Raw genomic sequence first — 17,873 nt, 5'->3', positions numbered from 1 at the left:
GCAAGCCCGCTCCCACATTGGATCTGTGTCGACTGATATGTTTGTACGATCCACCAAATCAGAGCGAGATTGGATGTGAGCAAGAGAGCCTATAACTTCTGTGCCGGTCCTGCGGCGCTTCCCGAAGCTGTCCTGAAACGCGCCCAGGGTGAACTCCTTGATTGGCACGGCAAGGGCTTGTCAGTCATGGAAATGAGCCATCGCAGCGATGAGTTCGTGTCCATTGCCACCAAGGCCGAGCAGGATCTGCGTGATCTGCTGAATATCCCCTCGAACTATAAAGTGCTGTTTCTGCAAGGTGGCGCGAGCCAGCAATTTGCTCAGATTCCTCTGAACCTGTTGCCGGAAAGCGGCACCGCCGACTATATCGACACCGGTATCTGGTCGCAGAAAGCTATCGAAGAAGCCTCGCGCTACGGCCACGTCAACGTTGCCGCCACCGCCAAGCCTTACGACTATTTCGCCATCCCCGGCCAGAACGAATGGAAGCTGTCGAAAGACGCGGCCTACGTTCACTACGCACCGAACGAAACCATTGGCGGCCTGGAATTCCAATGGATTCCGGAAACCGGCGATGTGCCGCTGGTCGCCGACATGTCCTCGGACATTCTCTCGCGTCCGGTGGATGTTTCGCACTTCGGCATGATCTACGCCGGCGCCCAGAAAAACATCGGCCCGAGCGGCGTTGTCGTGAACATCGTTCGCGAAGACCTGCTGGGTCACGCCCGTTCCATTTGCCCGACCATGCTCAACTACAAGGTCGCGGCCGATAACGGCTCGATGTACAACACCCCGCCAACCCTGGCCTGGTACTTGTCCGGTCTGGTGTTCGAGTGGCTGAAAGAGCAGGGTGGTGTCGAAGCCATCGGCAAACTCAACGAAGTGAAGCAGCGCACGCTGTACGACTTCATCGACGCCAGCGGCATGTACAGCAACCCGATCAACAAATCGGACCGCTCGTGGATGAACGTGCCGTTCCGTCTGGCCGATGATCGTCTCGACAAGCCATTCCTGGCCGGTGCCGACGAACGCGGTCTGCTGAACCTCAAGGGCCACCGTTCCGTGGGTGGCATGCGTGCCTCCATCTATAACGCCGTCGATATCGTTGCGGTCAACGCACTGGTTTCGTACATGGCAGAGTTCGAGAAGGAACACGGCTAATGTCTGAGCAAGAACTCAAGGCACTGCGCCTGCGCATTGATGCTCTGGACGAAAAAGTCCTGGAGCTGATCAGTGAGCGCGCACGTTGCGCCCAGGAAGTTGCGCGAGTAAAGATGGCCTCGCTGGCCGAAGGCGAAGTGCCGGTGTTCTATCGTCCTGAGCGTGAAGCCCAGGTGCTCAAGCGTGTAATGGAGCGTAACCAGGGGCCGCTGGGCAACGAAGAGATGGCGCGGCTGTTCCGCGAAATCATGTCCTCGTGCCTGGCCCTCGAGCAGCCGCTGAAAGTGGCTTACCTCGGCCCTGAAGGCACCTTCACCCAAGCGGCGGCCATGAAGCACTTCGGCCACGCAGTGATCAGCAAGCCGATGGCGGCGATCGACGAAGTGTTCCGTGAAGTCGCGGCCGGTGCGGTGAACTTTGGCGTGGTTCCGGTGGAGAACTCCACCGAGGGCGCGGTCAACCACACCCTCGACAGCTTCCTTGAACACGACATGGTGATCTGCGGCGAAGTCGAACTGCGGATTCACCATCACCTGTTGGTGGGTGAAAACACCAAGACCGACAGCATCAGCCGCATCTATTCCCACGCCCAGTCCCTGGCCCAGTGCCGCAAGTGGCTGGACGCCCATTACCCGAATGTCGAGCGCGTGGCGGTTTCGAGCAACGCCGAAGCGGCCAAGCGGGTCAAGGGTGAGTGGAACTCGGCGGCGATTGCCGGCGACATGGCCGCCGGTCTGTACGGGTTGACTCGTCTGGCCGAAAAAATCGAGGATCGTCCGGACAACTCCACGCGATTCCTGATGATCGGCAGCCAGGAAGTACCGCCGACCGGCGACGACAAGACCTCGATCATCGTGTCCATGAGCAACAAACCCGGCGCGCTCCATGAGTTGCTGGTGCCGTTCCATGACAACGGCATCGACCTGACACGCATCGAGACCCGTCCGTCGCGCAGCGGTAAATGGACCTACGTGTTCTTCATCGACTTCGTCGGCCACCATCGCGACCCACTGGTCAAAGGTGTACTGGAAAAGATCAGTCAGGAAGCAGTAGCACTCAAAGTGCTGGGTTCCTACCCGAAAGCAGTTCTCTAAGGGCGGTAGCAAATGAGTGGCAACTTCCTCGCTCTGGCACAGCCGGGCGTGCAACAACTTTCGCCTTACGTTCCGGGCAAGCCCGTGGACGAACTGGCCCGTGAGCTGAACCTCGATCCGGCCAATATCGTCAAACTGGCGAGCAACGAAAACCCGTTGGGCGCCAGTCCCAAGGCGCTGGCGGCGATTCGCGAAGCGCTGACCGAGCTGACCCGCTATCCGGACGGCAACGGTTTTGCGCTCAAGACCCTGCTGGCCGATCAGTGCCGCGTCGAGCTCAACCAGGTAACGCTGGGCAACGGCTCCAACGACATTCTGGAGTTGGTGGCGCGTGCCTATCTGGCGCCAGGCCTGAACGCAGTGTTCAGCGCCCATGCGTTTGCGGTCTATCCGATTGTCACTCAGGCCGTTGGTGCCCAGGCAAAAGTGATCCCGGCCAAAGATTGGGGCCATGATCTGCCGGCCATGCTCGCCGCGATCGATGCCGATACCCGTGTGGTGTTCATTGCCAACCCGAACAACCCGACCGGGACCTGGTTCGACGCCCAGGCGCTGGATGATTTCCTGCAGGACGTGCCGGCCCACGTGCTAGTGGTGCTGGACGAGGCCTACATCGAATACGCCGAAGGCAGCGACTTGCCGGATGGCCTGGACTATCTGGCGGCCTACCCGAACCTGCTGGTCTCGCGCACCTTCTCCAAGGCTTATGGTCTGGCGTCGCTGCGGGTCGGTTACGGCTTGTCCTCGGCCATCGTCGCCGATGTGCTGAACCGCGTGCGTCAGCCGTTCAACGTCAACAGCCTCGCACTGGCCGCCGCTTGTGCCGCGTTGCAAGACGTCGAGTACCTGGCCGAAAGCCGTCGCCTGAACGAGTCCGGCATGCAGCAGTTGCAAGCGGGTTTCCGTGAGTTGGGGCTGAGCTGGATTCCATCCAAAGGCAACTTCATCTGTGTCGATCTGGGCCGTGTTGCGGCGCCAGTGTTCGAGGGCTTGCTGCGTGAAGGTGTGATCGTGCGTCCGGTGGCCAACTACGGCATGCCGAACCATCTGCGTATCACCATCGGTTTGCCAGCGGAAAACAGCCGCTTCCTCGAAGCGCTGACCAAGGTTTTGGCCCGTGGTTGATGTCACTGCACTGCAATCTGCTCAACCTATGATCGGTCGCCTGGTGGTGGTCGGCCTGGGCTTGATCGGCGGTTCGTTTGCCAAAGGCCTGCGTGAAAGTGGCCTGTGCCGCGAAGTGGTCGGGGTCGATCTCGACCCGCAGTCGCGCAAGCTGGCGGTCGAGTTAGGCGTGGTGGATCGCTGCGAAGAAGACCTGGCGGCGGCTTGCCAGGGCGCTGATGTGATTCAACTGGCGGTGCCGATCCTGGCCATGGAGAAACTGCTCGCGCTGTTGGCGGGCATGGACCTGGGGCAAGCGATTCTGACTGACGTCGGCAGCGCCAAGGGCAATGTGGTGCGCGCGGCGACCGAGGCGTTTGGCGGCATGCCGACGCGCTTCGTGCCGGGGCATCCGATTGCCGGTTCCGAGCAGAGCGGGGTGGAAGCCTCCAATGCCGAGCTGTTCCGTCGCCATAAAGTGATTCTGACGCCGCTGGATCAGACCGATCCGGCTGCGCTGGCAGTGGTTGACCGGTTGTGGCGCGAATTGGGCGCCGACGTCGAGCACATGCAGGTCGAGCGTCATGACGAAGTGCTGGCGGCGACCAGCCATCTGCCGCACTTGCTGGCGTTCGGTTTGGTCGATTCGTTGGCCAAACGCAATGAAAATCTTGAGATCTTCCGTTACGCTGCGGGCGGTTTCCGCGATTTCACAAGAATCGCCGGAAGCGACCCGGTCATGTGGCACGACATCTTCCTCGCCAACCGCGAAGCTGTCCTGCGCACACTCGATACATTTCGCAGCGACCTCGACGCCTTGCGCGACGCGGTCGATGCAGGGGATGGGCACCAATTGTTGGGCGTGTTCACGCGCGCCCGGGTTGCCCGCGAGCATTTCAGTAAAATCCTGGCCCGCCGGGCCTATGTGGACGCTATGAATTCCAACGATCTGATTTTCCTGGCACAACCTGGTGGCCGCCTGACTGGGCGGATTCGTGTACCGGGCGACAAATCGATTTCCCACCGTTCGATCATGCTCGGTTCCCTGGCCGAAGGCGTCACCGAAGTGGAAGGTTTCCTCGAGGGCGAAGACGCTCTGGCGACCTTGCAAGCCTTCCGCGACATGGGTGTCGTCATCGAAGGTCCACACCACGGTCGTGTGACCATCCACGGCGTCGGCCTGCATGGCCTGAAGCCTGCGCCGGGCCCGATCTATCTGGGCAACTCCGGTACTTCGATGCGTCTGCTGTCTGGCCTTTTGGCTGCGCAGAGCTTCGATAGCACGCTGACTGGTGATGCCTCGCTGTCCAAGCGTCCGATGAATCGCGTGGCCAATCCACTGCGCGAAATGGGCGCCGTGATCGAGACCGCTGCTGAAGGTCGTCCACCGATGACCATCCGTGGCGGCAACAAGCTCAAGGGCCTGACTTACACCATGCCGATGGCCAGCGCCCAGGTTAAATCCTGCCTGTTGCTGGCGGGTCTGTATGCCGAAGGCAAGACCACCGTCACCGAGCCGGCGCCGACTCGCGATCACACCGAGCGCATGCTGCGCGGCTTCGGCTACCCGGTCACCGTCAATGGCGCCACCGCCTCGGTCGAGTCCGGCCACAAGCTGACCGCGACCCACATTGAAGTGCCGGGCGACATCTCGTCGTCGGCGTTCTTCCTTGTAGCCGCGTCGATTGCCGAAGGTTCGGAACTGGTGCTCGAGCACGTCGGCATCAACCCGACCCGTACCGGCGTGATCGACATCCTGCGCCTGATGGGGGCGGACATCACCCTGGAAAACCAGCGTGAAGTGGGCGGCGAGCCGGTAGCGGATCTGCGCGTACGGGCAGCTAAACTCAAAGGTATCGAGATCCCCGAGGCGCTGGTTCCACTGGCCATCGACGAGTTTCCTGTGCTGTTCGTGGCCGCTGCCTGTGCCGAAGGGCGCACCGTGCTGCGCGGCGCCGAAGAGCTGCGCGTGAAGGAGTCGGACCGGATCCAGGTCATGGCGGATGGTTTGCTGGCACTGGGCGTCAAATGCGAGCCGACCCCGGACGGCATCATCATCGACGGCGGCCAGATCGGCGGCGGAGAAGTGCACGGTCACGGCGATCACCGGATTGCCATGGCGTTCAGCGTGGCTTCGTTGCGCGCCACTGCACCGATCCGCATCCATGACTGCGCCAACGTCGCGACCTCGTTCCCGAACTTCCTCGCGCTGTGCGCGCAGGTCGGTATCCGAGTTGCACAAGAGGCTCAGTCGTGATCAGCATCGCACCGGTTATAACCATTGATGGGCCTAGCGGCTCTGGCAAGGGGACTGTTGCCGGGATGCTGGCCAAGCGCCTGGGCTGGAACCTGCTGGATTCCGGTGCACTTTATCGATTGCTGGCATTCGCGGCGCATAACCACGGCGTCGATCTGACGAACGAAGAATTGCTCAAAAAACTTGCCGCTCATCTGGATGTGCAATTCATCGCGGCGACCGATGGTCAGCTGCAGCGCATTATTCTGGAAGGCGACGAAGTCAGCGATGTCATCCGTACCGAAAGTATCGGCTCGGGTGCCTCGCAGGTCGCTGCGCTGCCCGCCGTTCGTGAAGCGCTGCTGCAGCGCCAGCGGGCCTTTCAGGAGTCGCCGGGTCTGGTGGCCGATGGTCGCGACATGGGTACGGTGGTTTTTCCGGACGCGCCGCTGAAGATATTCCTCACTGCCAGTGCCGAGGAGCGTGCGCGCCGTCGATACTTGCAGTTGAAGGGCAAAGTCGATGGTGTTAGTCTGTCGAGTCTGCTAGATGAGATACGTGCGCGCGATGAGCGTGACACCCAGCGCGCAGTAGCCCCGCTCAAACCGGCGGCCGACGCGATACAGCTGGATTCCACGGAGTTGTCCATCGATCAGGTGCTGGAACGCATCATGAGCGAGATCGCCATTCGCGATATCGCCGGGTGACCAAGAAAGCTGCAGGGGACCAGTCATAGTCCTGCGGTGTTTCTTTCATATGAAACTAACCCACACCGTCTGGGGTGTGGAGATGGGCGTATTCTTCGCCCTTATCAACAGGAATTAAAATGAGCGAAAGCTTTGCGGAACTCTTTGAAGAAAGCCTAAAAACCCTGAACCTTCAGGCAGGCTCCATCATCACCGGTGTTATCGTTGATATCGATTACCAGGCTCGCTGGGTAACCGTTCACGCTGGCCTGAAGTCTGAAGCACTCATCCCGCTTGAGCAGTTCTACAACGATGCTGGCGAGCTGAACATCAACGTCGGTGACGAAGTTCACGTTGCTCTGGACTCGGTTGAAGACGGCTTCGGTGAAACCAAGCTGTCCCGTGAAAAAGCCAAGCGCGCTGAATGCTGGATTGTTCTGGAAGCAGCCTTCGCAGCCGAAGAAGTGGTCAAGGGCGTTATCAACGGTAAGGTTAAAGGCGGCTTCACTGTCGACGTTAACGGCATCCGTGCGTTCCTGCCAGGTTCTCTGGTTGACGTCCGTCCAGTGCGCGACACCACGCACCTGGAAGGCAAAGAGCTGGAATTCAAGGTCATCAAACTCGACCAGAAACGCAACAACGTTGTCGTTTCCCGTCGCAGCGTCCTCGAAGCCGAGAACTCCGCCGAGCGTGAAGCTCTGCTGGAATCCCTGCAGGAAGGCCAACAAGTCAAAGGTATCGTCAAGAACCTCACCGATTACGGCGCATTCGTCGATCTGGGTGGCGTCGATGGCCTGCTGCACATTACCGACATGGCTTGGAAGCGTATCAAGCATCCTTCCGAAATCGTCAACGTTGGCGACGAGATCGATGTCAAGGTTCTGAAGTACGATCGCGAACGCAATCGTGTTTCCCTGGGCCTCAAGCAACTGGGCGAAGATCCATGGGTTGCTATCAAAGCCCGTTACCCAGAAAGCACTCGCGTTACCGCTCGTGTAACCAACCTGACCGACTACGGCTGCTTCGCTGAGCTGGAAGAAGGCGTTGAAGGCCTGGTACACGTTTCCGAAATGGACTGGACCAACAAGAACATCCACCCTTCGAAAGTCGTACAAGTCGGCGACGAAGTGGAAGTTATGGTTCTGGACATCGACGAAGAGCGTCGTCGTATCTCCCTCGGCATCAAGCAGTGCAAATCTAACCCATGGGAAGATTTCTCTGGCCAGTTCAACAAGGGCGATAAAATCTCCGGCACCATCAAGTCGATCACCGATTTCGGTATCTTCATTGGTCTGGACGGCGGCATCGACGGTCTGGTTCACCTGTCCGACATCTCCTGGAACGAAGTGGGCGAAGAAGCCGTTCGCCGCTTCAAGAAGGGCGACGAGCTGGACACCGTTATCCTGTCGGTTGACCCAGAGCGCGAGCGCATCTCCCTGGGTATCAAGCAACTGGAAAGCGATCCGTTCTCCGAGTACGTTCAAGAGAACGACAAGGGCGCCATCGTTAAAGGCATCGTGAAAGAAGTTGACGCTAAAGGCGCCATCATCACTCTGGCCGACGATATCGAAGCGACTCTGAAAGCCTCCGAAATCAGCCGTGACCGCGTTGAAGACGCGCGTAACGTTCTGAAAGAAGGCCAGGAAGTAGAAGCCAAGATCATCAGCGTTGACCGCAAGAGCCGCGTAATCCAGCTCTCCATCAAGTCGAAAGACGATGCTGAAGAGAAAGAAGCCATCCAGAGCTTGAAAGACAAGCCTTCGGATAGCATCGCTGCTGGTCCTACCACTCTGGGCGACCTGTTGCGTGCACAAATGGAAAAGCAGAACTAAGTTCTGACAGACCATAAAAAAGGGCGACTTCGGTCGCCCTTTTTTGTGTCTGCGATTTGGTGAATCCCAAGGAGGGCTGACACCACTGCTTTTCGTAGGAGCCAGGCTTGCCGGCGAAGGCGTCCGCAAAAACGCTGTCGCCGGCAAGCCTGGCTCCTACGAAAGGCAGTTTGCCCGCCGCCTTATTTCTTTCGTGAAACCAATGATCTACACAAGTTGTCTGTAACTTCATACAGGTCAATCATCTATTCGAGGCTAGGCTTAGTCTGAAGTGAACGACCGCTGGGCATTGCGCCCGGCATAAGGAAGCGAATGAACAAGCTCATTGTCGTGATAGCAGTACTGACATTGGCAGGTTGTACCACTAGCGCCAAGACTCATGCAGTGCGCGGAGTCAGTGGCATAGAGATCGATTGTTCCGGGTTGGGCTCCGGCTGGGAAAAGTGCCACAAGCGAGCTGCAAAGGAATGCAAGGGCGCAGGTTATAAAGTCGTCGTCAGGTCCGATGATGCCAAGGAAGAGGATGTATTCCCTTTCGGCTTCAATCCCGCGGGTTATCTGACGCGCACCATGCTGGTTATCTGTAGATGAATGCCGGGTTAGAGCAATGTTCCGATGTTCTGAAATCGGGTACCTCATTACGAGGAAAGATATGTCAAAACTCAGGCTGTTCAAATTTCTCCGGGCATGCTAAAACCTTTGAAGCGCTTTTCCTAGCTGCTTGAAAAAGAAGGGAAAAATATGACGAAGTCGGAGTTGATCGAACGAATTGTCACCCATCAAGGGCTGCTCTCATCCAAGGATGTGGAGCTGGCCATCAAGACCATGCTTGAGCAAATGTCCCAATGTCTGGCCACCGGTGATCGAATCGAGATCCGTGGGTTTGGCAGCTTCTCCTTGCACTATCGCGCACCGCGCGTAGGCCGCAATCCGAAAACCGGTCAGTCCGTCAGCCTCGACGGCAAGTTCGTTCCGCATTTCAAGCCAGGCAAAGAACTGCGCGATCGCGTGAACGAGGAAGAGGAGGAGGGGCTTTGACAGCTGCTGCACTTCAAGGAATCGCTGATGCGTAATCTCAAGCGCGTACTTCTCGCTATAGTTGTCCTGTTGCTCGTTCTCGCGATCCTGGCGTTCGTACTTGAGAACCAGCAAAGCGTGTCACTGCTGTTCCTGGGCTGGGCGGGTCCACAGTTGCCAGTGTCGCTGATCATGGTGATTGCGTTGCTGATTGGTATGGTGATCGGGCCGATTCTTGGCTGGTTGCTAGGGCGTGCGTCAAGAACCTCACGTAAGCGCCTTGTCTGATTGCGACAAGCACCTTGTGCTTGTCGAATTGTGTCTCAGCTTGTGCATATCCATTAGTAAAACCTTCATTAAGCTGTAAAATGCTGCCCTTGGCCGGTTGGGTGTTCCCGCATCGGTTCAGACTGACTCTGTCAGAAGCCACAGCTGACTTGATGGCTTTTGCATTCATGGATTAGACAGTGCGCGGTTGGCGGCCCTGTCAGCAACTTAAGGGTAAGGTTTCGCGTGAAAATTCTAGTAACCGGCGGCGCCGGGTTTATCGGCTCGGCAGTCATTCGTCATATCATCTCCAACACTAACGACTCGGTCGTTAACGTCGATAAGCTGACTTATGCCGGTAACCTTGAGTCGCTGGCCGAAGTCAGCCAGAACTCGCGTTACGTGTTCGAGCGCGTCGACATCTGCGACCGTAATGAAGTGGACCGTGTCCTGCGTGAACACCAACCAGATGCCATCATGCACCTGGCCGCAGAGTCCCACGTTGACCGCTCGATCTCCGGTCCGTCTGAATTCATCCAGACCAACATCATCGGCACCTACACCTTGCTGGAAGCTGCACGGCACTATTGGGCTGCACTGGATGGGGCGCGTAAAACCAATTTCCGCTTCCACCATATCTCCACCGACGAAGTCTACGGAGACCTCGAAGGTCCGGAAGACCTCTTCACCGAAACCACGCCATATCAGCCAAGCTCGCCATATTCGGCCAGCAAGGCCAGTTCCGATCACCTGGTTCGCGCCTGGGCTCGTACTTACGGTCTGCCGACGCTGGTCACCAATTGCTCGAACAACTACGGCCCTTGCCACTTCCCAGAGAAATTGATCCCGCTGATCATTCTCAACGCACTGGAAGGCAAGCCGTTGCCGGTCTACGGCAAAGGCAACCAGGTCCGTGACTGGCTCTACGTCGAAGACCACGCCCGTGCACTGTACAAAGTCGTGACCGAAGGCGTGATCGGCGAGACCTACAACATCGGCGGCCATAACGAAAAGCAAAACATCGAAGTAGTGCATACCCTGTGCGCATTGCTCGACGAACTGCGTCCAGATTCCGCGCATCGTCCACACGCCAGCCTGATCACCTACGTTCAGGATCGCCCGGGCCACGACCAGCGCTATGCCATCGACGCCAGCAAAATCCAGCGCGAGCTGGGCTGGACGCCGGAAGAAACCTTTGAAACAGGTATCCGCAAGACCGTCGAGTGGTACCTGAACAACACTGAATGGGTAGCTCACGTGAAGAGCGGCAGCTACCAGCAATGGATTGACCAGAACTACACGGATCGTTCGGACAAAGCATGAAAATCCTCCTGTTGGGAAAAAACGGCCAAGTCGGCTGGGAGCTTCAGCGCTCCCTTGCACCACTTGGCGAGTTGATCGCCCTCGATCGTCACCCGGTCGATGGTTTGAGCGGCGACCTGTCTGATCTCGATGCTTTGCGCGCGACGATTCGTAAGGTCAAGCCGGATATCATCGTCAACGCAGCGGCCTATACCGCGGTCGATAAAGCCGAATCCGAGACCGAACTGGCCGATCGTGTGAACGGTCAAGCCAGCCAAGCCATGGCTGAAGAAGCCGCATCCCTGGGTGCCTGGCTGATTCACTACTCGACCGACTATGTGTTCAGCGGTGAAGGCCTGACGCCGTGGCAAGAGACGGATGCCGTCGCCCCGGTGAATCACTACGGCGCCAGCAAACTGACCGGCGAGCAAGCGATCATTGCGTCGGGCTGCAAGCACCTGATCTTCCGCACCAGCTGGGTTTATGGCGCTCGCGGCAATAACTTCGCCAAGACCATGCTGCGTCTGGCCAAGGACCGCGACACCCTGAGCGTCATCGCCGACCAGATCGGTGCCCCGACCGGCGCAGATTTGATCGCCGACGTAACGGCGCTGGCCATTCAGCAGGTCCAGCTACGCCCTGAACTGGCGGGCCTGTATCATCTGGCGGCCAGTGGTGAAGTGTCCTGGCACGGCTATGCCAGCCATGTGATCGGTTTTGCCAAGGCCAATGGTGAAGAGCTTGCTGTCACGACTATCAATTCGATCGACACAACCGCCTACCCAACACCGGCGCGCCGCCCTCTGAACTCACGGTTGAACACTCAGAAGCTGCGCGACAATTTTTCTCTGCACTTGCCGGATTGGCAAAGTGGCGTCACCCGAATGCTTATGGAAGTTCTGAATAAATGACCACGACAAATCGTAAAGGCATCATCCTCGCTGGCGGCTCGGGCACTCGCCTGCACCCGTTGACCCTTGGTGTGTCCAAGCAGATGCTGCCGATCTACGACAAGCCGATGATTTTTTATCCGCTGTCGGTGCTGATGCTCGCGGGTATGCGCGAAATCCTGATTATCTCCACCCCTGAAGATCTGCCATCGTTCCAGAAATTGCTAGGTGACGGCAGTCTGTACGGCATCAAGCTGACCTACGCCGAGCAACCTAACCCGGACGGCCTGGCACAAGCCTTCATCATCGGCGAAGAGTTCATCGGTAAGGACCCTTGCTGCCTGATCCTGGGCGACAACATCTTCTACGGTCAGCACTTCTCGGAAAACCTGCGCTCCGCCAGCACTCAAGAGCATGGCGCGACTGTATTTGGTTACCACGTGTCGGACCCGGAGCGTTTCGGTGTGGTCGAGTTCGACACCGCCGGCCGTGCCTTGAGCATCGAAGAGAAACCGCTGAAGCCAAAATCCGCCTACGCGGTGACTGGCCTGTACTTCTACGATAACCAGGTCGTCGAAATCGCCAAGAGCATCAAGCCTTCTGCCCGTGGCGAGCTGGAAATCACCGACGTTAACCGTGCCTACCTCGAGCAGAAGACCCTCAACGTCGAAATGCTCGGCCGTGGCTTTGCCTGGCTGGATACCGGTACCCACGATTCGCTGCTGGAAGCCAGTCACTTCGTGCACACCATCGAGCAGCGCCAGGGCCTGAAAGTGGCGTGCCTGGAAGAGATCGCCTACCACAATGGCTGGATCACAGCCGAGGAGTTGGGTGCTCAGGCTGATGCGCTGAAGAAGACTGGTTATGGTCAGTATCTGCAGAAGCTGCTGGACTCGCCTTCCCACTGATTCGAAAGATTGATTCTTTCGAACAGTAGCGTTTAACCAGTGTGGGCAGGAATGGCATGCCAGTAAAATATCCCAAGGTTGCGGTTTTGCTGGCTGCCTACAATGGCATGAAGTGGATCGAGGAGCAGTTGGCCTCGATCCTTGCACAGTCAGCTGTCGACGTAACCGTTTATATCAGTATCGATCCTTCTACGGATGGAACTGAAGTCTGGTGTGCTGAGTTCGCTAATTGCCATCAAGGCATTGTTCTGTTGCCCGCAGCCGGTAGTTTCGGCGGCGCCTCGCGCAACTTCTTCAGGCTTATCCGCGATGTCGACTTTGACGGGTATGACCTCATCGCTTTCTCCGATCAGGATGATGTTTGGCATACTGACAAGCTCAAACGGGCGAGTGAGGTGATTTGCGCGCGAGAGGTGGATGGCTATTCGAGCAATGTCACAGCGTTCTGGCAGAATGGCAAGACCCACTTGTTGGACAAGGCGCAGTCACAGGTAACCTGGGATTATCTTTTCGAAGCAGCGGGGCCCGGCTGCACCTATGTTCTGAACAAAAAACTGGCAATGCAACTCAAGACCTCGGTGCTTGCCCATTGGCAAGAACTACAGGGCGTAAGTCTACATGACTGGTACTTCTATGCATTCGCTCGCAGCCATGGTTTCAAGTGGTTTACCGATCCGGCACCGGCTATGCAATATCGTCAGCACGAAAGTAACCAGGTAGGCGCGAATATCGGGATTGGTTCGCTATTCATGCGCTACAAAACCATTCATGACGGTTGGTGGTTTTCGCAGGTACAACTCATCACGGCGCTTGTAGGCAAGGAAACCGATCCTTTTGTACGACGCTGGTTTCGGCTTGGGCGTATGCAATTGATGCTGCTTTCGTTCAGTGCCTGGAAGTGTCGGCGGCGGTTGCGGGACAAGCTGTTTTTCTTTCTGATTTGCTGGGCTACCGCAATGATCGGAAAAAAAACCAAATGAAAGGACTGAAAGTTCTAGTGACTGGTGCGTCCGGCTTTGTCGGCGAAGCCGTGGTTTTTAGGCTGTTACTGGACAGGAAGCTCACGCCAGTGGCTGCGGTTCGCGGCTCTTCACGCCTTGGCGGACTTTGCCGGGTCGTGCCATTCAGTCTGGGAAATAACACAAGGCTGCCAGTATTGGACGATGTTCAGGTAGTCATTCACTGTGCTGCGCGGGTGCATGTGATGAATGAGTCTGCGACTGACGCCTTGATGGAGTTTCGTAAGATCAACGTGGATGGCACAGTTAGCCTCGCTCGCAAGGCTGCTGAATCAGGTGTGAAGCGCTTCATTTACATCAGCTCGATCAAGGTGAACGGCGAGAGTACCGTTCCGGGCAACCCCTTCAAATTCGATGATCCTCCGGCACCGATCGATCCTTATGGTATCTCCAAGCTGGAAGCAGAGGACGCACTGCGGAAAATCAGCCTTGATACCGACATGGAAGTGGTGATTATTCGTCCGCCACTGGTTTATGGTCCGGGAGTGAGGGCTAACTTTTTAAGTATGATGAGTTGGCTGAATAAAAGAGTTCCGCTGCCATTAGGTGCCATAAATAATCGAAGAAGTTTTGTTGCGGTAGATAACCTTGTGGATCTGGTTATCAAGTGTGTCGATCACCCTGAAGCGGCGAATAATACGTTCCTGGTAAGTGATGGCGAAGACCTGTCAACAACGCAGCTATTGCAATGCATTGGCAGGGCATTCGGGAAGCCGGCGCTGTTGATTCCCGTACCTGTCTGGATGTTGAAGGGTGTTTTGTCGGTGCTCGGAAAAAAGGTGATAGCCCAACGCTTATTCGATTCTCTTGAGGTCGATATCGTCAGAACTCAAACCCTCTTGAGTTGGTCTCCTCCCGTCGCGATGGCCAGAGCATTACGTCAGACGGCTGATCACTATCTGGATACTCTAAAAAAATGAATTTCTGTTGGCTGCTCAGTGCAGTATTCATCGTGTCGCTATTTTTGACTTATGTCTTACGGCGTTATGCGTTGGCAAATAGCCTAATCGATATTCCAAATCTACGTAGCTCCCACACTCTGCCTACTCCGCGAGGCGGCGGAGTGGCGATAGTCGTTTCATTTCTGCTCGCATTACCTGTGTTGTATTACCTCGACTTAATAGACCTGTCGGTGTTTGCAGGGCTATTGGGGGCGGGAGCGTTGGTTGCCGCTTTAGGTTTTGCTGATGATCATGGTCACATAGCTGCGCGATGGCGTCTGTTAGGGCATTTCGTTGCCGCGGGTTGGGCATTGTTCTGGTTGGGTGGTGGGCCGCAGATCTCTTTTTTTGGTGTGCTGCTCAACTTGAACTGGTTCGCAACCATTCTGTTCGCAGTTTTTCTGGTCTGGATGCTCAATCTCTACAACTTTATGGATGGTATCGATGGACTGGCCAGCGTTGAGGCCATCTCTGTTTGCTTGTCAGGGTGTCTGGTCTATTGGCTGAGTGGACATCAGGAACTGAGTTGGGTGGTTTGGGTGTTGGCAACCTCTGTTGCGGGTTTTCTCTGCTGGAACTTTCCCCCTGCGCGAATTTTCATGGGAGATGCCGGCAGCGGTTTTCTCGGGCTGACGGTGGGCTTACTGGCCATTATTGCCGCCACTAAAGTACCCGAGTTACTTTGGTGCTGGTTGATACTCTTGGGGGTGTTCATTGTCGATGCCACCTGGACGCTGATGCGACGCCTACTGCGTGGCGAAAAAATTTATGAAGCCCATCGCAGCCACGCTTATCAATATGCATCTCGACAATACGGAAATCATAAAACGGTTGTTTATGCTGTCCTGGCAATAAATCTGTTATGGCTCGCGCCGCTGGCGGTTGCTGTCGGAACCGGTTTGATTCCAGGTGTTGCTGCGCTGATCATTGCATACACTCCGCTGCTCCTGATCGCATACAAATACCAGGCCGGAATGTTGGAGCCGGCAAAGTAATGTCTGCTTTTTTGCAGGTCGATTTTTCTAGGACTTTTCTTACTACCTTTTCAGAATTCTCACATATTTCGCCCATTAAAAGTCCGTATCCTAACGGAACAGATCTCCCAGGTGAGGAGAGCTTATGTTGGAGTCATGAGCGGGGGCGCTTGGCCGATGCAGGCTTACCCTGCGGTAAAATTCTGGTTTTTCGGGCTACAGTGATAGGGTGTCCCGCTCAGTTGTGCAGGGAAGAGGGATAACGGTCGAGTGTCAAGCCTGGTCGTTTCTCTGAATCACGGGTTAAAGGAAATAGAAGGCTGCTGCTTGTCTGTAGGCCTTTCGATTGTTGGCTGATGACCTTGTTGGGTGTCTATCTCGAAGGAATAGTTTGATGCGCATATTCAGAGAGTTTGCACGGGATCGAAGGGTATTGTTGAGTTTGATAGCCAATGACCTTCGTGCAAGATACCTGACAAATTACCTTGGTGTTTTGTGGGTTTTTATTCAGCCTGTAGCAACTACTGTTATTTTGTGGTTCGTATTTCAGTTTGGATTCAAGGCGGCGGCTCAAAACGATTTTCCGTTTGTCTTGTGGTTGGTTTGTGGCCTGGTGCCTTGGTTCTTTATCGTCGAGGCATTGAACTCAGGATGCTCGTCGATAAAAGAAAACAGTTTTCTGGTAAAGAAGATAGTGTTTAGGGTTTCATTGCTGCCGTTGGTGAAGCTGGGTTCGGCGTTGATGGTTCACATTTTTTTTGTTTGCATACTGATTCTTTTGTTTTTGGTTTATGGCTATACACCAACGATCTACTGGCTTCAAGTCATCTATTATATTGTTTGTTTGTTTGCTTTGTTGTTGGCGATAGCCTGGATCACCAGTTCGGTTGTTATCTTCTTTCCTGATCTTAGTCAGTTGGTTTCCATGGCGGTACAGTTTGGTTTCTGGTTGACTCCCGTTTTCTGGGATATCAACGCCATGCAGAGCAAGGCTGTAAAATATCTTCAATTTAATCCGTTTTCTTATATTGTTGAGGGATTCAGGGATTCACTTATTCGGGGTGTCTGGTTTTGGGATCGTCTGGAGCAAACGATTGTGTTCTGGGTTGTTCTGATTGTTTTCATGCTGGTGGGTTTGCGAACGTTCAAAAAATTAAGACCTCACTTTGCGGATGTTTTGTGATGACTGAAGTGTTGGAGGACGCCATTGTTGTCAGCAATATCGGTAAACTTTATCGACTGTACAACAAGCCTGTTGATAGATTGATTGAGGCATTGTCTTTATTCGGGAAACGTCGGCATCATGATTTTCATGCTCTCTCGGATGTCTCCTTCACGGTCAAGAAAGGACAGACCGTTGGTATATTAGGAAAGAATGGAGCTGGCAAGAGTACGTTACTCAAGATTTTGACCGGTGTTCTCACGCCGACAAGTGGTGACGTTAAAGTATCTGGCCGGGTAGCCTCGTTATTGGAGTTGGGGGCTGGCTTCAATCCCGATTATACCGGGATGGAGAACATCTACTTCCAAGGCACCTTGATGGGCTACAGTCACGCGGAAATGCAACTGCGTGTTTCGGCAATCACGGAATTTGCAGATATTGGCGAATTTATCAATCAGCCTGTTCGAATGTACAGTAGTGGCATGTTTGCGCGGCTGGCCTTTTCTGTCGCAATTAATGTTGATCCCGATGTGCTTATTGTTGATGAAGCGCTGAGTGTAGGGGATGCAGGGTTCCAGCTTAAGTGTATGCTTAGAATGAAGTATATGCAGGAGCGCGGTACGACTATACTTTTTGTTTCTCATGATACTCAGTCAGTTATTCGGTTTTGCCAAGCAGTTATTGTAATGCAGGCCGGTCGCATCATTGATTACAGTGCCGACGTTTTGACGGCCACCAAGAATTATGAAAAAAATATCCGTAATGCAGGTCCATCGCCAATGGGGCTTGCTGAGGAGCTGCATGTTGATGTTTCTTACGAGAAAGAGTTGGGTGATATTTCAGAAGTGAGATTTGGCTCCGGAGAAGCAAAAATCAATGCGGTTGATTTTCTTGATGCCGCGGGAGTCCCAACGAATCATTTCGAACCTATGGATGAAGTTATAATGAATTGCTATATCCAGTCTCGGGCTGAATTTAGCAATGTTGTGATTGGTTATTCGTTACGAAACGCTAAAGGTGTCGACGTGGCGGGTGATAATACTCTTTTGGCTGGCGGTGAAATAAGCTTCGAGGAAGGGGCGTATAAGGTTAGCTTTTCCTATTCGCTGAATGTCGCGCCCGGTGAGTACTTTCTGTATATCGGTATGGCCAGTCTCGATGGTGAGCGTGTTGAGCTGGATCAGCGTTGGCCCTTGAGAAAAATGAGTGTGTCTGGTGGACGTCAGGCTGTAGGCGTGGCTTATTGTCCGTCAACCGTAAACGTTGTGAAGGTTGCTTAA

The 17,873-nt window shown here is 55.2% G+C and carries 17 protein-coding genes; all 17 read left to right on the top strand.

The window, feature by feature from the left end:
• Nucleotides 1-75: 75 nt before the first annotated feature.
• The gene (gene serC / locus KW837_RS17850; RefSeq protein WP_218397613.1) at nucleotides 76-1,161 is read left to right on the top strand and encodes a 3-phosphoserine/phosphohydroxythreonine transaminase; all 1,086 of its coding nucleotides are present in this window, start codon (nucleotides 76-78) and stop codon (nucleotides 1,159-1,161) included.
• Nucleotides 1,161-2,255: a prephenate dehydratase gene (pheA, locus tag KW837_RS17845; RefSeq protein ID WP_007899727.1), complete on the top strand. Its 1,095-nt coding sequence runs from the start codon at nucleotides 1,161-1,163 to the stop codon at nucleotides 2,253-2,255. Before serC ends, pheA begins: the two co-directional genes overlap by 1 nt.
• Nucleotides 2,256-2,267: 12 nt before the next feature.
• Nucleotides 2,268-3,380 carry a histidinol-phosphate transaminase gene (gene hisC, locus KW837_RS17840; RefSeq protein ID WP_192344039.1) on the top strand — a complete coding sequence of 371 codons (1,113 nt, stop codon included), beginning with the start codon at nucleotides 2,268-2,270 and terminating at the stop codon, nucleotides 3,378-3,380.
• A 28-nt stretch (nucleotides 3,381-3,408) separates the two neighbouring features.
• Entirely contained in the window at nucleotides 3,409-5,616 is a 2,208-nt protein-coding gene (locus KW837_RS17835; RefSeq protein ID WP_256348872.1) for a bifunctional prephenate dehydrogenase/3-phosphoshikimate 1-carboxyvinyltransferase, read from the top strand.
• Nucleotides 5,613-6,302 carry a (d)CMP kinase gene (gene cmk / locus KW837_RS17830; RefSeq protein WP_008071616.1) on the top strand — a complete coding sequence of 230 codons (690 nt, stop codon included), beginning with the start codon at nucleotides 5,613-5,615 and terminating at the stop codon, nucleotides 6,300-6,302. Before KW837_RS17835 ends, cmk begins: the two co-directional genes overlap by 4 nt.
• A 119-nt stretch (nucleotides 6,303-6,421) precedes the next feature.
• A complete protein-coding gene (gene rpsA, locus KW837_RS17825) occupies nucleotides 6,422-8,113 on the top strand; it encodes a 30S ribosomal protein S1 (RefSeq protein ID WP_007899744.1) in 1,692 nt (563 codons plus the stop codon).
• Nucleotides 8,114-8,425: 312 nt separating this feature from the next.
• On the top strand, nucleotides 8,426-8,704 hold the full coding sequence (locus KW837_RS17820; protein ID WP_008071618.1) for a hypothetical protein: 279 nt from the start codon (nucleotides 8,426-8,428) through the stop codon (nucleotides 8,702-8,704).
• Between the two features lie 150 nt (nucleotides 8,705-8,854).
• Nucleotides 8,855-9,151 (top strand): integration host factor subunit beta, encoded by a 297-nt coding sequence (gene ihfB / locus KW837_RS17815; RefSeq protein ID WP_007899751.1) that lies wholly within the window; start codon nucleotides 8,855-8,857, stop codon nucleotides 9,149-9,151.
• A gap of 27 nt (nucleotides 9,152-9,178) precedes the next feature.
• The gene (locus KW837_RS17810; RefSeq protein ID WP_218397609.1) at nucleotides 9,179-9,418 is read left to right on the top strand and encodes a LapA family protein; all 240 of its coding nucleotides are present in this window, start codon (nucleotides 9,179-9,181) and stop codon (nucleotides 9,416-9,418) included.
• A gap of 225 nt (nucleotides 9,419-9,643) precedes the next feature.
• The gene (rfbB, locus tag KW837_RS17805) at nucleotides 9,644-10,720 is read left to right on the top strand and encodes a dTDP-glucose 4,6-dehydratase (protein ID WP_218397607.1); all 1,077 of its coding nucleotides are present in this window, start codon (nucleotides 9,644-9,646) and stop codon (nucleotides 10,718-10,720) included.
• The gene (gene rfbD / locus KW837_RS17800) at nucleotides 10,717-11,610 is read left to right on the top strand and encodes a dTDP-4-dehydrorhamnose reductase (protein ID WP_218397605.1); all 894 of its coding nucleotides are present in this window, start codon (nucleotides 10,717-10,719) and stop codon (nucleotides 11,608-11,610) included. The genes rfbB and rfbD overlap by 4 nt, the downstream gene beginning before the upstream one ends.
• Entirely contained in the window at nucleotides 11,607-12,497 is an 891-nt protein-coding gene (gene rfbA / locus KW837_RS17795) for a glucose-1-phosphate thymidylyltransferase RfbA (protein WP_218397604.1), read from the top strand. Before rfbD ends, rfbA begins: the two co-directional genes overlap by 4 nt.
• A gap of 56 nt (nucleotides 12,498-12,553) precedes the next feature.
• Nucleotides 12,554-13,477, top strand: a complete 924-nt coding sequence (locus KW837_RS17790; RefSeq protein ID WP_218397602.1) for a glycosyltransferase — start codon at nucleotides 12,554-12,556, stop codon at nucleotides 13,475-13,477.
• Nucleotides 13,474-14,436: an SDR family oxidoreductase gene (locus KW837_RS17785; RefSeq protein ID WP_218397600.1), complete on the top strand. Its 963-nt coding sequence runs from the start codon at nucleotides 13,474-13,476 to the stop codon at nucleotides 14,434-14,436. The genes KW837_RS17790 and KW837_RS17785 overlap by 4 nt, the downstream gene beginning before the upstream one ends.
• Complete coding sequence (locus KW837_RS17780) at nucleotides 14,433-15,452, top strand: glycosyltransferase family 4 protein (protein ID WP_218397598.1); 1,020 nt, start codon at nucleotides 14,433-14,435, stop codon at nucleotides 15,450-15,452. The genes KW837_RS17785 and KW837_RS17780 overlap by 4 nt, the downstream gene beginning before the upstream one ends.
• A gap of 373 nt (nucleotides 15,453-15,825) precedes the next feature.
• A complete protein-coding gene (locus KW837_RS17775; RefSeq protein WP_218397596.1) occupies nucleotides 15,826-16,614 on the top strand; it encodes an ABC transporter permease in 789 nt (262 codons plus the stop codon).
• Complete coding sequence (locus tag KW837_RS17770) at nucleotides 16,614-17,873, top strand: ABC transporter ATP-binding protein (protein ID WP_218397594.1); 1,260 nt, start codon at nucleotides 16,614-16,616, stop codon at nucleotides 17,871-17,873. The genes KW837_RS17775 and KW837_RS17770 overlap by 1 nt, the downstream gene beginning before the upstream one ends.

The sequence above is a fragment of the Pseudomonas sp. PDM24 genome (genome assembly GCF_019218905.1).
GTDB lineage: Bacteria > Pseudomonadota > Gammaproteobacteria > Pseudomonadales > Pseudomonadaceae > Aquipseudomonas.
Note: the sequence above shows the minus strand (reverse complement) of the source record. Positions and strands in the feature narration are given on the sequence as shown.

Coding starts and splice junctions, on each gene's coding strand:
- pheA (WP_007899727.1), top strand. CDS start 1,161: ATGTCTGAGCAAGAACTCAAGGCACTGCGCCTGCGCATTGATGCTCTG.
- hisC (WP_192344039.1), top strand. CDS start 2,268: ATGAGTGGCAACTTCCTCGCTCTGGCACAGCCGGGCGTGCAACAACTT.
- KW837_RS17835 (WP_256348872.1), top strand. CDS start 3,409: ATGATCGGTCGCCTGGTGGTGGTCGGCCTGGGCTTGATCGGCGGTTCG.
- rpsA (WP_007899744.1), top strand. CDS start 6,422: ATGAGCGAAAGCTTTGCGGAACTCTTTGAAGAAAGCCTAAAAACCCTG.
- KW837_RS17820 (WP_008071618.1), top strand. CDS start 8,426: ATGAACAAGCTCATTGTCGTGATAGCAGTACTGACATTGGCAGGTTGT.
- ihfB (WP_007899751.1), top strand. CDS start 8,855: ATGACGAAGTCGGAGTTGATCGAACGAATTGTCACCCATCAAGGGCTG.
- KW837_RS17810 (WP_218397609.1), top strand. CDS start 9,179: ATGCGTAATCTCAAGCGCGTACTTCTCGCTATAGTTGTCCTGTTGCTC.
- rfbD (WP_218397605.1), top strand. CDS start 10,717: ATGAAAATCCTCCTGTTGGGAAAAAACGGCCAAGTCGGCTGGGAGCTT.
- rfbA (WP_218397604.1), top strand. CDS start 11,607: ATGACCACGACAAATCGTAAAGGCATCATCCTCGCTGGCGGCTCGGGC.
- KW837_RS17790 (WP_218397602.1), top strand. CDS start 12,554: ATGCCAGTAAAATATCCCAAGGTTGCGGTTTTGCTGGCTGCCTACAAT.
- KW837_RS17785 (WP_218397600.1), top strand. CDS start 13,474: ATGAAAGGACTGAAAGTTCTAGTGACTGGTGCGTCCGGCTTTGTCGGC.
- KW837_RS17780 (WP_218397598.1), top strand. CDS start 14,433: ATGAATTTCTGTTGGCTGCTCAGTGCAGTATTCATCGTGTCGCTATTT.
- KW837_RS17775 (WP_218397596.1), top strand. CDS start 15,826: ATGCGCATATTCAGAGAGTTTGCACGGGATCGAAGGGTATTGTTGAGT.
- KW837_RS17770 (WP_218397594.1), top strand. CDS start 16,614: ATGACTGAAGTGTTGGAGGACGCCATTGTTGTCAGCAATATCGGTAAA.